This window comes from Shinella kummerowiae (assembly GCF_009827055.1).
Taxonomy (GTDB): Bacteria; Pseudomonadota; Alphaproteobacteria; order Rhizobiales; family Rhizobiaceae; genus Shinella; species Shinella kummerowiae.
Map to the genome: position 1 here is coordinate 296,700 of NZ_WUMK01000003.1, position 14,612 is coordinate 311,311.

General features: G+C 62.8%; 15 protein-coding genes. 3 read left to right on the forward strand and 12 right to left on the reverse strand.

Annotation, left to right across the window (positions count from 1 at the left end; translation table 11 throughout):
- Positions 1–84: 84 nt before the first annotated feature.
- Entirely contained in the window at positions 85–990 is a 906-nt protein-coding gene (locus GR138_RS09205) for a DMT family transporter (RefSeq protein WP_160858613.1), read from the forward strand.
- 18 nt (positions 991–1,008) lie between these two features.
- Here the strand turns inward: GR138_RS09205 and GR138_RS09210 are convergent, their stop codons facing one another.
- From GR138_RS09210 to GR138_RS09255, 10 genes are all read right to left on the reverse strand, one after another.
- Positions 1,009–2,286, reverse strand: coding sequence for an L-fuconate dehydratase (locus tag GR138_RS09210; RefSeq protein WP_160858615.1), 1,278 nt, complete (start codon positions 2,284–2,286; stop codon positions 1,009–1,011).
- Between the two features lie 59 nt (positions 2,287–2,345).
- Positions 2,346–3,080 (reverse strand): SDR family oxidoreductase, encoded by a 735-nt coding sequence (locus GR138_RS09215; RefSeq protein WP_160858617.1) that lies wholly within the window; start codon positions 3,078–3,080, stop codon positions 2,346–2,348.
- 21 nt (positions 3,081–3,101) lie between these two features.
- The gene (locus tag GR138_RS09220; RefSeq protein WP_160858619.1) at positions 3,102–3,551 is read right to left on the reverse strand and encodes a MaoC/PaaZ C-terminal domain-containing protein; all 450 of its coding nucleotides are present in this window, start codon (positions 3,549–3,551) and stop codon (positions 3,102–3,104) included.
- An 11-nt stretch (positions 3,552–3,562) separates the two neighbouring features.
- Positions 3,563–4,630 carry a Gfo/Idh/MocA family protein gene (locus GR138_RS09225; protein WP_160858621.1) on the reverse strand — a complete coding sequence of 356 codons (1,068 nt, stop codon included), beginning with the start codon at positions 4,628–4,630 and terminating at the stop codon, positions 3,563–3,565.
- 197 nt (positions 4,631–4,827) lie between these two features.
- On the reverse strand, positions 4,828–5,157 hold the full coding sequence (locus GR138_RS09230) for an L-rhamnose mutarotase (RefSeq protein WP_160858623.1): 330 nt from the start codon (positions 5,155–5,157) through the stop codon (positions 4,828–4,830).
- 3 nt (positions 5,158–5,160) lie between these two features.
- Positions 5,161–6,279, reverse strand: coding sequence for a mandelate racemase/muconate lactonizing enzyme family protein (locus tag GR138_RS09235; RefSeq protein ID WP_160858625.1), 1,119 nt, complete (start codon positions 6,277–6,279; stop codon positions 5,161–5,163).
- A 1-nt stretch (position 6,280) separates the two neighbouring features.
- Positions 6,281–7,378: an ABC transporter ATP-binding protein gene (locus GR138_RS09240; protein WP_160858627.1), complete on the reverse strand. Its 1,098-nt coding sequence runs from the start codon at positions 7,376–7,378 to the stop codon at positions 6,281–6,283.
- Between the two features lie 3 nt (positions 7,379–7,381).
- A complete protein-coding gene (locus GR138_RS09245; RefSeq protein ID WP_160858629.1) occupies positions 7,382–8,248 on the reverse strand; it encodes a carbohydrate ABC transporter permease in 867 nt (288 codons plus the stop codon).
- 14 nt (positions 8,249–8,262) lie between these two features.
- Positions 8,263–9,159: a carbohydrate ABC transporter permease gene (locus GR138_RS09250; protein WP_160858631.1), complete on the reverse strand. Its 897-nt coding sequence runs from the start codon at positions 9,157–9,159 to the stop codon at positions 8,263–8,265.
- Between the two features lie 128 nt (positions 9,160–9,287).
- On the reverse strand, positions 9,288–10,598 hold the full coding sequence (locus tag GR138_RS09255) for an ABC transporter substrate-binding protein (protein ID WP_160858633.1): 1,311 nt from the start codon (positions 10,596–10,598) through the stop codon (positions 9,288–9,290).
- Positions 10,599–10,755: 157 nt separating this feature from the next.
- Here GR138_RS09255 and GR138_RS09260 point away from each other — a divergent pair, with 157 nt between their 5' ends.
- Positions 10,756–11,541 carry an IclR family transcriptional regulator domain-containing protein gene (locus tag GR138_RS09260; RefSeq protein WP_160858635.1) on the forward strand — a complete coding sequence of 262 codons (786 nt, stop codon included), beginning with the start codon at positions 10,756–10,758 and terminating at the stop codon, positions 11,539–11,541.
- Between the two features lie 60 nt (positions 11,542–11,601).
- Positions 11,602–12,129 carry a MaoC family dehydratase gene (locus GR138_RS09265; RefSeq protein WP_160858637.1) on the forward strand — a complete coding sequence of 176 codons (528 nt, stop codon included), beginning with the start codon at positions 11,602–11,604 and terminating at the stop codon, positions 12,127–12,129.
- 175 nt (positions 12,130–12,304) lie between these two features.
- On the opposite strand, the gene GR138_RS09270 is transcribed toward GR138_RS09265, so the two are convergent.
- Positions 12,305–13,441, reverse strand: coding sequence for an extracellular solute-binding protein (locus tag GR138_RS09270; protein ID WP_160858639.1), 1,137 nt, complete (start codon positions 13,439–13,441; stop codon positions 12,305–12,307).
- The gene (locus GR138_RS09275; RefSeq protein WP_160858641.1) at positions 13,438–14,595 is read right to left on the reverse strand and encodes a CaiB/BaiF CoA transferase family protein; all 1,158 of its coding nucleotides are present in this window, start codon (positions 14,593–14,595) and stop codon (positions 13,438–13,440) included. Before GR138_RS09275 ends, GR138_RS09270 begins: the two co-directional genes overlap by 4 nt.
- Positions 14,596–14,612 lie beyond the last annotated feature (17 nt).

The window sequence follows — 14,612 nt, forward strand, 5'->3', positions numbered from 1 at the left end:
TTTATGCAGCTATCAAAATTGCTGACTGGATCGGTCGGAGGGAATGTGTCACAGCCCTCTCATCCCGAGACCTGAGTTCCCACGATGACCGATATCACCGCCTCCTCGCCCGCTTCGAGTGCTGCCCGCCTTGGCGTGATGCTGATGCTGCTCGGCATGGTCATGTTCTCGCTGAACGACGTGCTCGGCAAATGGCTGGTGGCGACCTATTCCGTCGGCCAACTCATGCTGATCCGCAGCCTTGCCGCCATCGTCGTGCTCGCACCCTTTTTCTGGCGCGTCGGCTGGCGCCGCCTCATCGATGTCGACCGGCCGAAGCTGCATCTGCTGCGCTCCGCCCTCTTCGCCTTCGAGGCCTCCGGCTTCTACTTTGCCGTCGCCTACATGCCGCTTGCCGACGCCATGACCTACTGGCTGGCCGCTCCGATCTATGTCGCGGCCATGTCGCCGCTGCTGCTCGGAGAAAAAGTCGGCTGGCGGCGCTGGACGGCCATCATCATCGGCTTTGTCGGCGTGGTCATCGCGCTGGAGCCCTCCAAGGACAGCTTCACCCTGCCCGCCTTGATCGCTGTCGCCGGCAGCCTCGCCTTCAGCCTCGCCATGGTGCTTGGCCGATCGCTGCGCGCCGCGCCCGATACGACGCTGGTGTTCTGGCAGGTGGCGGGTGCGGCGATCTTCGCAGGCGTCTGGTGCCTTGTCGATCCCGCTGGCTGGGCGCCTGTCAGCAGCGTCGATTTCGGCCTCCTGAGCCTGCTCGGCATTGTGGCGATGGGCGCACATATGCTGGTCAACCGTTCGCTGAAGCTGGCGGACGCCTCGACCGTCGTACCGCTGCAATACACGCTGCTGATCTGGGCCGTGCTCTTCGGCTGGATGTTCTTCGGCGATGCGCCGCGCCCGGCCATGCTTGTCGGCGCCGCCGTCATCGTCGCCTCCGGCCTCTTCATCTTCTTCCGCGAGCAGCAGCTGAAACGCAGCGCCCGCGGATAAGAAGCCAACCCAAAGCCCTTACTTGCCGAACGTATAGGCCGCGATCGATTCCGGCTTCATCTCGATGGAAAAACCCGGCAGCGCGGGTGGCATATAAGCGGCATTCTCGATCCGGCACGGGTCGATGAAATGCTCGTGCAGATGGTCAACGAACTCGATCACCCGGCCCTCCTTGGTGCCTGACACGGCGATATAGTCGATCATCGACAGGTGCTGGACGTATTCGCACAGGCCGACACCGCCGGCATGCGGCCAGACCGGCAGGTTGAACTTCGCCGCCATCAGCAGCACCGCGAGCACCTCGTTGAGACCGCCCATGCGGCAGGAATCGATCTGCACAATGTCGATCGCGCCTTCGGCGATGAACTGCTTGAACATGATGCGGTTCTGGCACATCTCGCCGGTCGCGACCTTGACGGGATGGATCGCCTTGCGGATCGCCTTGTGACCGGCGACGTCGTCCGGGCTTGTCGGCTCCTCGATGAAGAACGGCTTGTAGGGCTGCAATTCCTTCACCCAGTCGATCGCCTGCCCGACCTCCCATATCTGATTGGCATCGATCATCATGGTGCGGTCGTCGCCGATCACCTCGCGGGCAATGCGCAGGCGCCGCTTGTCGTCTTCAAGATCGCGGCCGACCTTCATCTTGATGTGGGTAAAGCCCTCATCGACGGCCTCCTGGCAGAGACGGCGCAGCTTCTCGTCGTCATAGCCGAGCCAGCCGGCTGAGGTCGTGTAGCAGGCGTAACCTTCCTTTTCGAGCGTCGCGATGCGCTCCGCCTTGCCCGCTTCCGCCTTTTTCAGGATAGCCAGCGCCTCCTCCGGCGTCAGCGCATCGGTAAGATAGCGGAAGTCGATGATGTCGAGAATCTCTTCCGCGCTCATCTCGGCGACGAGACGCCAGACCGGCTTGCTGGCCTCCTTGGCGAGCAAGTCCCAGACCGCATTGACCACCGCGCCCGTTGCAAGATGCATCGCACCCTTGTCCGGCCCGATCCAGCGCAGCTGGCTGTCGCTCGTGACATGGCGCCAGAAGCGGCCGGGGTTTTCGCGCACCCAGTCGAGATCGAGGCCGACGACGAGATGTTTCATTGCATCGATCGCGGCACAGCAGATCTCGTTGCCGCGGCCGATGGTGAAGGTGAGACCATGCCCTTCCAAACCGGCCGTTTCGGTGCCCAGCACGACATAGGCGGCGGAATAATCCGGGTCCGGATTCATCGCATCCGAGCCGTCGAGGCTCTGGGAGGTGGGGAAACGCAGGTCGATCGAGCGAAGGCTGGTGATCTTGGTCATGGAAGCGGCCCTTGGCGTGGTCGAGTTGGCCGCCGGCTTCTGCCGACGGTCGGAGTGTCTTAGATGGTCCAGCCGCCGTCGATGGCGTAGGCCTGACCGGTCGTGTAGGTGGCGCCGGCGAGGTAGACGGCGAGATCGGCAATCTCTTCCGGCGTGCCGATGCGGCCGATCGGCTGACGGGCGATGAAGGCGGCACGTGCGGCCTCGAAGTCGCCCTGCGCGCGCAGGCGATCCTGCAGCGAGGGGCTTTCCACCGTACCGGGGCAGATCGCGTTGCAGCGGATGCCCTGGGCGACATAGTCGGCCGCGACCGACTTGGTGAGGCCGACGACGGCCGCCTTGGTGATGGTGTAGGCGGCGCGGTTCGGCACGCCCTTCATGCTGGAGGCGACGGAGGCCATGTTGATGATCGCGCCGTCCTTCTTCTCCAGCATCGCCGGCAGCACGGCGCGGATCATGCGCACCATGGCGCGGACATTGAGATCGAAGGCGAAATCGAGGTCCTTGTCCGCCATGTCGAGGATCGAGCCGGCATGCACGAAGCCGGCGCAGTTGAAAAGCACGTCGAACGGGCCGGTCGCGGCGACGACGCGGTTCACGGCGTCACCATCGAGCACGTCAAGCACATAGGTTTCGATACCCGCCTCCGTCGAGAGGCTCTTCAATGCGTCGGCGTTGATGTCGGTGGCGATGACTTTGGCACCGGCACGGGCGAAGGCCAGCGCACTTGCCCGGCCGATCCCCTGACCGGCGGCGGTGAGGAGGACACGCTTGTTTTCGAGGGAAAGGCTCATGATTTCTCCTTGCGTGGGGCGTCAGGCGCTCTGGCGGCGCTCGACGACGTAGATATGGTCGGCGGCGAGAACGACCTCGCCCTTCTGGTTGATGACGTCCATGCGCTCGATCACGCGGCCGGAACCGGCCCGTTTCGGATCGTCTTCCTTGCCTGTGATCGTCACGCGCGTGTGGATCGTGTCGCCGATGAAAACGGGCCTGATGAAGCGCATCCTGTCATAACCGTAGGAAAAGGCGACCGGATTTATGACGCTCGCCGTCAGCCCGACACCGATGGAAAAGACCATGGTGCCATGCGCGATGCGCTGGCCGAAGGGCTGCGTCTTCATGAACTCCACATCCATGTGGTGCGGGAAGAAATCACCCGTATGCCCGGCATGCACGACGAAATCCGTCTCGGTGATCGTGCGGCCGTAGGTCTTGCGGCCATCGCCGATGGCATAATCTTCGAAATATCGGATCTGTTCCATGTCGTACTCCCTTACGGCCGTGCGGCGAGTGGCGTTGCAGGCGCGGCACTGGAGGCATAGGCCGCCTCGACAAGCGCCATGGTCATCCAGGCGTCCTCGACCGAGGAGACGAGCGCGGTATCTTCGCCGGAAACAAAGCGCTGGAGGTTCGCCATCCGGCCGACGAAGGCATCGGGGAACCATGTGCCTTCTAGCGACACCGGCACCCAGCCATCCCCGCCCTTGGGGTAGATTTCCAGAATGTCCGGCTCGCCGCGCGGGTAATCGAGATTGACGCCGAGCTGGAGATAGGCGGCGCCTTCTGTGCCCGAGACGCGAAACTCGCACGCCTGATGTTTGCGGCCGAACTTGTGGTCGTGGTTGATGGAGAGGGCGCAGCGTACACGGTCGCCATAATCAAGGATCGCGGTGGTGCGCGTCTGCGCCATCCGGTGGTTCGGATGGCCGATCGACTTGGCATGCACGCCCTGCGGGTCACCGAGGATCTGGCGGATGGCATCGAGATAGTGGATCGAATGCATGGCGATCTCGATGCGCGGCAGGCCCTCGAGGAAGGACCACAATTCCCAGGGCGTATCGAGCGCCAGAGAAACGTCGAAATCGACCACCTCGCCGAGCAAACCCTTGGCGATCGCATCCTTCAGCGCCAAGAGCATCGGCGCGAAGCGGAGCTGGAAGTTGACGGCCGCCTTGAGTTTCCTGTCACGGCAGATCTGGAGGATCTCCGTCGCCGCCGCGAGGTCGGACCCCATCGGCTTCTGGATCAATGCCGCCGCGCCCTCCGGCAAAGCGGCAAGCACCTTGGCATGGGCCGCCGGTGGGGTGGCAAGGTCGAAGATCGCGCCTTCCACCGACGCCGCCTCTTCCACGGTGCGGTAGGCAGCCACGCCCCATTTATCAGCCAGCGCCTTCGCCTTGTCATGATCAAGATCATAGAGGCCAGCAATCGGGAAGCCGCCCTTGCGATAGGCCGGATAGTGCGCGTCGCCGACGATCGAACCGGCACCGAAGGTGACGATCGGGCGCGGCTTCGACGGCAAAGGCCAGGATTGGGCGAGTGTTTGGGAATCAATGGTCATGGCATGCCTCTTGACGATGAGGCTTCGCCTCACCCCCCTCTGCCCTGCCGGGCATCTCCCCCAAAAGGGGGGAGATTGGGTGGAGTATGGTTTTGCCTATCTCCGACGTTGCCGATGGAATGAGGTTCTGGCCTCTTACCGATCTCCCCCCTTGTGGGGGAGATGCCCGGCAGGGCAGAGGGGGGTGAACCAAGACCTCACGCATGAAAGAACACCTCTTCCATGCCCGCCCACCACTCGCCCTCTTTCCGGGTATCGAGCGGCGACTGGCAAGGCATGCAGACAGCCCACCATTCCTGCGTCTTCGGATCCGCCGCCATCTTCGCCATGTCGCCGGCATAGTCAGTGCCGTGATATTCGAAGAAGGAGAACAGCAGGTTCTCCGGCTCCTTCAGGAAGATCGAATAGTTCCTGATGTTGCAGGCGGAGATCATCGCAAGCACCTCCGGCCAGACGGCGGCGTGCAGGCGCTTGTACTCCTCGATCGTCTCCGGCTTGACGCCGATCACCATGCCGATGCGCTGCATGTCTCAGGCTCCCTTGCGGATCTCATGCTCGAATTCGGAAATCGAGCGGGCGCGGATCGCGTCCCAATCCCAATCGATGCCGAGACCCGGCACCGTCGGCGCCAGCGCCATGCCGTTCTCGATCTCCAGGCGCGAGGTGGTGATGTCGTCGAGCTGCGGAATGTATTCGACATATTTGCCGTTCTGCACCGCGCAGGTCAGGCTGACATGCAGTTCCATGAGGAAATGCGGGCAGACCGGCATGTCGAAGGCTTCGGCCGCATGCGCCACCTTCAGCCAGGGCGTGATGCCGCCGATACGGCCGGCATCGACCTGCACGATCGAGCAGGCGCCCTTCTGCATATATTCGCGGAAGTGACGGATCGAATAGAGCGATTCACCGATGGCGATGGGCGTCGACGTCGATTGATTGAGGCGTACATGGCCGTCGATATCATCGGCCGGCAGCGGCTCCTCGATCCAGCCGAGATCGAGGTCGCGCAGGCGCTCCGCCCGACGGATGGCCTCGTCGACTGTAAAACCCTGGTTGGCATCCGTCAGGATCTCATAGCCGTCGCCGACCGCCTTGCGGACGGCCGAGAGACGGGCCACATCCTCGGAACCATGCGGCTTGCCGATCTTCACCTTCGAGCCGTTAAAGCCCTTGGATTTGGCGTCCAATGCATCCTCGACCAGCGCTTCCACCGGAATATGCAGCCAGCCACCCTCGGTCGTGTAGAGCGGGCAGCGATCTTTCGCACCCCCGGCGAGCTTCCACAGTGGCAGGTTCTGTTTGCGGGCACGCAAGTCCCAGAGCGCGGTGTCGATGGCAGCGAGCGCAATCGCGGTGATGGCGCCGATCGTGGTGGCATGCGTCGCGAATTCCAGCTCGTGCCAGATCGCCTCGATCTGATCCGCATCGCGGCCGATGATCCGCGGTACGAGATGATCGGCCAGCAGCCGCATGACGGAGGAGCCGCCCGTGCCGATCGTGTAGCTGTAGCCGGTGCCGACCGCACCGTCGCTGTCGGTAATGGTGACGAGCGGCGTCTCCTGCGAAACGAAGCTCTGGATGGCATCGGTGCGCTCGACCTTCGGGCGAAGGTCGACCATTCTCAGTTCGACGCGTTCGATCTTCGCCATGTCAGCCTCGCAAGGTGCGGCCGCTTTCGCGGTCGAAAAGATGGGCCTGGGACAGGTCGAAGCAGAAGGGCAGCGCCTCGCCCGGCGAAAGCCGGCGCGGGTTCAGCATGCGGCCAACCCATTCGGCGCCGGCAAAGTCGGAGAAGACGAGCGTTTCATTGCCGAGCGGTTCCGTCAGGATGACGCGCAGATCCTGCCTGTGCACATCGGCGTCCTCCCCGGAATGGATGCCGTGGCCGGTCGGGTAGAGATCGTCCGGACGCAGGCCGAAGGTCACCTTCTGGCCGGCCGTCACACGGTCCTTGAAGCGCGCCGGCAGCGGCAGGCGGTCGCCATTGGCGAAAACGACCTGGCCGTCCGCAATCTCGGCATCCTTGAGGTTCATCGGCGGCGAACCGATGAAGCCGGCGACGAATTTGGAGTGCGGACGCTGGAAGACATCCTCCGGCGTGCCGACCTGCTCGATATAACCGTCGCGCATGATGACGATACGGTCTGCAAGCGTCATCGCCTCAACCTGATCGTGCGTGACGTAGATCACCGTCGACTGGACCTTGGCATGCAGCTTCTTGATCTCGACGCGCATCTGCGTGCGCAATTTCGCATCGAGGTTCGACAGCGGCTCGTCGAACAGGAAGACATCCGGCTGGCGCACGATGGCGCGACCCATGGCGACACGCTGGCGCTGGCCGCCGGAAAGCTGCGAGGGCCGGCGGTCGAGCAGGTGCGTCAGGTCAAGCGTCCTGGCCGCCTCTTCCACCTGCGGGGCGATCTCCTCCGGCTTCTGGCCGGCGATCTTCAGCGAGAAGCCCATGTTCTCACGCACCGTCATGTGCGGATAGAGCGCGTAGGACTGAAAGACCATGGCGAGGTTGCGGGCGCGCGGCGGCAGGTCGTTGACCACACGCCCACCGATCTTGAGGTTGCCGCCGGAGACCGGCTCAAGGCCGGCGATCATGCGCAACGTCGTCGACTTGCCGCAGCCGGACGGCCCGACCAGCGCGATGAATTCGCGGTCGGCGACCTCCAGATCGATGCCGTGCACCACTTCAAGCGAGCCGTAGCGCTTCACCAGCTTTTCAAGGGAAACGGTTGCCATGGATTATCCTTTGACTGCGCCGGAGGTGAGGCCGGAAACCAGATGTTTCTGCACGATGAAGGTCAGCACGAGGGCGGGGATGATCATGATCACCGCAAGCGCACACATGCCGCGCCAGTCGATGGTGAACTCCGCCGTATAGTCGAGCAGGCCGACGGGCAGCGTCTTGGAATTGACGGAACGGGTGAGCTGCGAGGCGAGCGCGAACTCGTTCCACGAGGTGAGGAAGGCGAAGATACCGGCGGATGCGATGCCAGGGCCGGCAAGCGGAAACTCCACCTGCCAGAAGGCCTGCCAGCGCGTGCAGCCGTCGATCTGCGCGGCCTCCGCCAGATCCTTCGGCACCTGCCGGAAGAAGCCGTCGATCAGCCAGATGGTGAAGGGCACGTTGAGCGCCACATAGGCAACGATCAGCCCGAAATGCGTGTCGATGATGCCGAGCTTCGAATAAACGAAGAACAGCGGCAGCGAGAGCGCGATGCCCGGTACGGTGCGCGTCAACATCAGGCCAAGGAAGATCGACGACTTGGCCTTGAAGCGAAAGCGGGCGAAGGCGTAACCGCCGGCCATGCCGAGCGCCAGCGCAATCGCCGTCGAGGTAACGGAGATGATCACCGAATTGCGAAAATACTCGATGACGGGGATGCCGCCCTGCCCTACGCCGGAAAACATCGCGATATAGGCATCGAAGGACAGGTCCCGTGGGATCCAGACCGGCGGCTTCGCCATGATCTCGACCGTCGGGCGGAAGGAAGCGAGCACAATCCACAGGCCGGGCAGGCAGATGACGGCCATGGCCAGGAACAGGCCGATCTTGTGGGCGGCGGAGAGGAGAAAGCCGTTGAAACGGGCTTTTGCGTTGTCGTTCATCTTACCACTCCTCCCTACCATTCGGCCGCGATCTGGGTCCGCGCGGCCGAGAGCTTGCGGAAGAAATAGACGGTGAAGACGATGGACAGCAGGATTGCGACATAGGCCATGGCATTGGCGAGCCCCATGCGGGCATCGGCGTAAGCCGTGCGCGAAACGAGTGTCCAGAGCAGTTCCGTGCGCTTGGCCGGGCCGCCGTCCGTCATGATCTTGACGATGTCATAGGCACGCGCGACGTCGAGCGAGCGGATCGTCATGGCGATATAGGCGAAGGGCATGATGAACGGCCAGGTGACATAGCGGAAGGTCTGCCACGGCGTGCAGCCATCGACACGCGCCGCCTCGATCGGCTCCTTCGGCATGGCGAGCAGACCGGCGAGAATGAGGATCGCGAAGACCGAGGTGGACGACCAGACCTCGGCGACGAGGATGGCGAAGAAGGCGAGCGAGCCGTCGATCAACCACGGGATCGCCTGGTTCGTCAGGCCGAGCGACTGGAGCGCGTTGTTCACCAGGCCGATATTGTCGTTGAACATGAACTTGAACTGGAAGCCGACGAGGATCGGCGAGAACATCATGGGAAACATCATGATGGTGCGCAGCAGCCGCTGGCCGCGCGTGGCCTTCTCCACCAGCATGGCGAGGCCGAGACCGAGCAGCATTTCCACATTGAGCGCGACGGTGAGCAGCAGAACGGTGCGACCGAACGCCGTCCAGAACTCCAGGTCTGTCAGGATGCGGGCATAGTTGCGGAAGCCGACGAAGGTGTAGAGCGACGCCGGCTGCGTCAGCCGGAACGGCGTGAAGCTCGAATAGAGCGACAGGATCAGCGGAATGATGACGACGGCTGCGAGCACCAGAACGGCGGGCAGCAGAAGCAGAAACGGTGCCGGTGGCCTCCAGCCTTTCATGTCGGCTTCTCCTGTCTTCACGAATGCAGGAAAGACGCCGCTTGCCGAAGCCGACAGACGGTCCTGTCTTTCAGAATGTCACTAAAGGTGGCAGGTGGCGCCGGGTGAACCGGCGCCACGCTTGGCAATCAGAGTGCGCCGGCGTCTTCGAGGATCTGGGTCGCCTTTTCGGCGGCCGCGTCCAGCGCTTCCTTGGAGGTCTTGTCGCCAAGGATGGCGGCCTGAAGTTCCGGATAGACGGCGTTGGAGATTTCGATCCACGACGGCGTCTGGGGCACCGCGAAGGCGTGCTTTGCGGCTTCCTGGAAGGCGGTCAGGACTTCCTTGCGATACGGATCGCTTTCAGCCTGCTGGATATTGAAATCCCAGACGGCCGAGCGCGTCGGCAGCGGACCGGCGGCGGATTCGAGCTTCTGGCTGTCCTCGTTGGTGAGGAACCAGACGAGCGAGGCGGCCGCTTCCTTGTTGGCGCAGCTTTCCGTGACCGAGAAGCCATGGTGGCCGGACCAGCCGGTGCGCTTGCCGGACGAACCGGCCGGCTGCACCTTCACGCCGACATTGCCGGCAACCTTGGACGACTTCGGGTCGTTGAAGAAGCTCGCCCAGCCAGGCCAGTCGAGGTTGACCGCGATCGTGCCGGAAGCAAAGCCCTGGCCGAGATCGTCCCACAGATAGTTGGTCGTGCCGGCCGGAACGGCCTTGGCCTTGTAGAGATTGACGAACCAGTCGAGCGCGCGGACGCCGGCTTCCGAATTGAAGGTCGGCTTGCCGTCGGCGTCGAGATATTCGCCGCCTTCGGCGACCAGCATTTCATAGAAGCGGCCGTTGATCGCCTCTTCCTTGCCGGCATATTGCGTGCCGTAGAAATCCGGCGGATTGGAGAAGAACGTCGCCTGATCGGTGACCTGCTGCCACGTATCCGGCGGCGCAAGGTCATAGCCGTACTTTTCCTTGAACGCTGCCTTCTTCGCATCGTCCTGGTACAGGCTCTTCTGGTAGTAGAGCGCGGAAACGTCGAACTGCGCGCGCGGCAGCATCACCAGCTTGCCGTCCAACGTCGAGGACGCGATGTTGGCCGGCACGAAGGCGTCGATTTCTTCCTTCGGCAGCAATGCTGCGAGATCGGTATAGATATCCGGATATTGCGGAGCGAAGGACGAATGGTTCGAGCCGACGCACCAGGTGATATTGCCGGTCGCGATGTCCGACTTGATCTCCTTGTCCAGCTCGAAGTGGTTCTTCTTCGAAAGAACGTTCACCTTCGCGCCGGTCGCCTTCTCCCATTCGGCGATGCGCGCATAGAGCGCTTCATACTGCTGACCGCCGATGAGCTTCGCATCGACGGTGACGCCCTCGAATTTTCCCGGCAGATCGGCAGCGAGCGCAGACCCTGCGCACATCAGCGCACCGACCGCGAAGCCGGCTAGAAATCTCGACATGTTCTCCTCCCATGTGGCTTTCGCCAGCCCTCACCAATAAGAGCTTCATTCATATACAAACCATTTATTCATCCAGCGTCAAGCAAAAACCGGCTTATCGCATTGCCATCCGTTATTTCTGCGTATATGAATTTACTCATTCACTGGAGGATTTCAGGTGTCGGAAGAGGACAACGATCGCTACCGGGCACCTGCACTCGACAAGGGCCTCGACATTCTGGAGCTTCTGGCGGCCGTCGATGGCGGGCTGACCCAGGCGGAAATCGCCAAGCGGCTCGATCGCAGCCCGAACGAATTCTACCGCATGCTCGACCGGCTGGTGAAACGCGGATACGTCACGCGCATCGATGGCGACCGCTTCTCGCTGACCCTGAAACTCTTCGGCCTGGCCCAGCTCCACGCCCCGGTGCGCCGCCTCGTTTCCTTCGCCGTGCCGCTGATGCGCGAGCTTGCAGAAGCCTCGCGCCAGGCCAACCAGCTCGTCGTTTTCGACCGCGGCAATCCAGTGGTCATCGCCCAGCAGGAAGCGCCCGGTTACTGGGGTATTTCTATCCGCGTCGGCTCACGCATCGGCCTGTTCGACACGGGCTCCGGCCATGTTCTGCTCGCCTTCCGCTCGACGGAGGAGCGCGAGCGCATGATTGCCGAACATATCGGCGACAGCGGCACGGACGGGCGCGTGACGCCGGAATTCCTGGCGCGGCTCGACCTCATCCGCACGCGCGGCTACGAGATGATGCCGAGCGCGCAGACCGCGGGCGTCATCAACCTCTCCGCCCCCGTGCTCGGCGCTGACGGCACCGCGATTGCCGCACTCACCGTGCCCTACATCACGCTGATCAACACGCCCGCGCCCGACATTTCCACGACGATCCAGCTCATCAGCGAGACGACCAGCAAGCTGTCCGAGATGACGGGTGCCGGATTCACCGCTGAAACGTAAATTCGTATTTGAACAATCAGTTCTTATATGGCAGCCTCTTCTCACACAGAAGAGGCTAACATGATGTCGACCGTTGGAATCGAGAGCACCCATCCGAAGACCATGCCGGAAGCGCATGCGGCGCTCCCCGTCTGGAACGCGGAAAACTGGTTCTACGAGGACTTCGCGATCGGCCACAAAATCCGCTCGTTACGCCGCACGATCTCGGAAGGCGAATCGATGCAGTTCAACGCGCTGGTGCTCGACATGCACCCCTATGTCGGCGACCAGATATTTGCGGAGATGGAAGGCCTGTTTGGCCGGCGACTCGTCGCAGGCGCCTTCGTGTTTTCGGCGGGGCTCGGCCTCGTGGCGACCAATTGCGTCAACGCCTTCTCCTACGGCTACGACCGCCTGCGCTTCATCAAGCCCGTCTTCATCGGCGAGACGATCTACACGATCCGCACCAATCTCGACAAACAGCCGAAATATGACGAGCTCGGCCTGATCCGCGCATCCTACGAAGTCTTCAAGGGCGAAGGCGAGCTTGTGCTCTATTGCGAGCACATCCAGACAGTGAAGTACCGGGACTGCAAACCCACGGCGTGAGGGGTGCAAGCGTGCAGGGCTAGCAGACACGCCGCCACCCCTTTGAGTCATCCTCGGCCTTGAGCCGAGGATCCATATTTCTCAAAGGTCTATGGATGGTCGGATCAGACCCGACCATGACGACGGAAAGGTTTGGGAGCGTTGCGAACGGCCCGGGCACGCTTCGGCGCCGCGGCTATCGGAAACTCTTCACGAAGAGGTCGTTGAGATCGGCAATGGCCTTCGCCGCCGGCTCCCGGCTTGCCACCGACTGGTTGATGCGCTGCGACGCCGCCTCCTGAAACGGCATGTAGCCATCATGCCGCGGTCGCAGCCAGGCACCCTCCAGTGTTGGTCGCGTCTTCCGATAGAAGCCGAGTGTCGCGGCGTTGGCGGCGTCATCCTCCCACCCCGCCGCATGCCCTGGCTGCCCGCCGGACCGCCAATAGCGATCAGCCTGAACCTCGCCGCTGGCGATCCAATAGGCAAAATCGATGGCCGCCTCACGGTTCGCCGAAAAGGCCGAAACGGCAATACCCGTACCGCCGAGCGCTGAGCCCACCTGTCCGCTTGTGCCGGCGACGGGCATGTCCGTAAAGGCGATGCGGTTTGCCCGAAAGCCTTCCAATGCGTAACTGACATAACCGTAGATCAGCGGCGCAAGACTGTAGCGCGAACCACCCTCCCCCATACGGTCCAGCACGGCGATCGGGTCCATGCCGGTACAGGCGGGATCGGTGAGCGCCGCGAGTTCCCGGATCATTTCGATGGCTTGCACGCCAACGTCCGCATCGACGAACGGGCGGCCTCGGTCCACGGAACAGGGCCGCCCGAGATTGCCGCATAGCGTGAACAGGCACATCAGAGAGTGGGGCGGGCGCAGCGGAAGCAGCACCTCACCGGATTTCGCGAGGTCGAGAACCTCTGCCCATGTCGTCGGCGCCGCGCCCAATCGATCCGGCCGGAAGGCCAGTACCTGGGTTGCCGCGTCGATCGGAAAGGCCCATTGATGGCCCTGCCAATGATAGCTCGGGAAAGACGCACCGACCGACCCTTCCGACAGCGCAGCGAACGCCGCCGCGTGGCCCGGAACGTCCAGTGGAGCGAGGCAGTTTTCCGCCGTGATCTGGCCGACATGGGGGTGGTCGATCACGATGAGATCATAGCGGCGCGCAAGCTCCTCGACCGGGAAACTCTCGAAATCCTGAAGGGAGCGCTTGTCCCACTCGACGGCGATCCCCGTCTTGCGCAACCAATCCTCCGAGCACACCACCATCGGGTCATAACCACGCGGATGGCTCCAGGTCATGCCCTTGAGGGTGATCGTGCTCATCGGGTGAATTCCGCGCGTATGCGATCGCTGTGCTCGCCGACCCGTGGCGCGGCACGGCCACCGGAGGGACGACGGCCATCGACGCGGACCGGGCAGCGGGTCGTGCCGATCGAAACGTCGTCCTCGCGCGTCACCGTCTGCAACATGTCGAGGACGCGGAACCCGTCGCTCGAAAGAAGTTCCGGCCATTCCAGCACCTTGGAGCACCAGATATCGGCGGGCTCGAGGATGGCAAGCCAATGCTCGACCGTCTGCGTCGCGATACGTTCGGCGATGATCTGCTTGATGGCATCGCGCGCCGTGAACCACGCCTTGCTGTCATCGCGGAAGGGCGCAAGCACTTCGATCTGCAACAGATCCTGCAAGCGGCCGATCGGCGTCATGGCGATCGCCAGATAGCCATCCTTGGCCGGATAGACGCCATAGGGCGCGGAGAGGTAGGCATGCGCGCTGCGGAAACCGGAACGTTTCGGCCGGCGACCACCATCGTTCAGATGGGTGGTCAACACCTCGAACTGGAAATCGACCAGGCTTTCGAGCAGGCTTGTCTGGATAAAAGCGCCCTTGCCGGAAATACCGCGGCGCACGAGTGCCGCGAGAATGCCCTGACAGGCATTGGCGCCGGCGAGCATGTCGGCAACCGCCAGACCGAAGGGTACCGGCCCCTGCTCTTCGTCGCCGTTCAGCCACATCAGGCCGGAGCGCGCCTGCGCCAGCAGGTCCTGCCCCGGTCGCATCACCCAGGGACCATCTTCGCCATAACCGCTGATCGAGGCATAGACGATGGACGGGTTGATCGCCTTCACCGCCGCGTAGTCGAGGCCAAGCCGCTCGATGACCCCCGGCCGAAAGTTCTGGATCAGCACATCGGCCTTCGCAATGAGCGTGCGCAGAAAGGCGAGATCGTCGGGGTTCTTGAGATCGACGCCGAGGCTTTCCTTGCCGCGGTTGATGGCGTGGAACAGCGTCGAATCACCGCCCACCTCCGTGTCGCTGAGATAGAGCCGGCGCGAGAGATCGCCACCATCCGGCCGCTCGATCTTGATGACCCGGGCGCCGAGATCAAGCAGCCGCAACGAACAATAGGGGCCAGAGAGAAACTGACTCATATCGAGCACGGTCAGGCCGGCCAGGAGCGGCGTATCATCCTGCATTCACATATCCTCCAGCC

Bases quoted from the DNA above. Each gene is read 5' to 3' on its own strand.
- GR138_RS09210 (WP_160858615.1), bottom strand. From the start codon at position 2,286: ATGACCAAGATCACCAGCCTTCGCTCGATCGACCTGCGTTTCCCCACC.
- GR138_RS09205 (WP_160858613.1), top strand. From the start codon at position 85: ATGACCGATATCACCGCCTCCTCGCCCGCTTCGAGTGCTGCCCGCCTT.
- GR138_RS09240 (WP_160858627.1), bottom strand. From the start codon at position 7,378: ATGGCAACCGTTTCCCTTGAAAAGCTGGTGAAGCGCTACGGCTCGCTT.
- GR138_RS09220 (WP_160858619.1), bottom strand. From the start codon at position 3,551: ATGGAACAGATCCGATATTTCGAAGATTATGCCATCGGCGATGGCCGC.
- GR138_RS09255 (WP_160858633.1), bottom strand. From the start codon at position 10,598: ATGTCGAGATTTCTAGCCGGCTTCGCGGTCGGTGCGCTGATGTGCGCA.
- GR138_RS09270 (WP_160858639.1), bottom strand. From the start codon at position 13,441: ATGAGCACGATCACCCTCAAGGGCATGACCTGGAGCCATCCGCGTGGT.
- GR138_RS09235 (WP_160858625.1), bottom strand. From the start codon at position 6,279: ATGGCGAAGATCGAACGCGTCGAACTGAGAATGGTCGACCTTCGCCCG.
- GR138_RS09230 (WP_160858623.1), bottom strand. From the start codon at position 5,157: ATGCAGCGCATCGGCATGGTGATCGGCGTCAAGCCGGAGACGATCGAG.
- GR138_RS09215 (WP_160858617.1), bottom strand. From the start codon at position 3,080: ATGAGCCTTTCCCTCGAAAACAAGCGTGTCCTCCTCACCGCCGCCGGT.
- GR138_RS09245 (WP_160858629.1), bottom strand. From the start codon at position 8,248: ATGAACGACAACGCAAAAGCCCGTTTCAACGGCTTTCTCCTCTCCGCC.
- GR138_RS09265 (WP_160858637.1), top strand. From the start codon at position 11,602: ATGATGTCGACCGTTGGAATCGAGAGCACCCATCCGAAGACCATGCCG.
- GR138_RS09275 (WP_160858641.1), bottom strand. From the start codon at position 14,595: ATGCAGGATGATACGCCGCTCCTGGCCGGCCTGACCGTGCTCGATATG.
- GR138_RS09250 (WP_160858631.1), bottom strand. From the start codon at position 9,159: ATGAAAGGCTGGAGGCCACCGGCACCGTTTCTGCTTCTGCTGCCCGCC.
- GR138_RS09225 (WP_160858621.1), bottom strand. From the start codon at position 4,630: ATGACCATTGATTCCCAAACACTCGCCCAATCCTGGCCTTTGCCGTCG.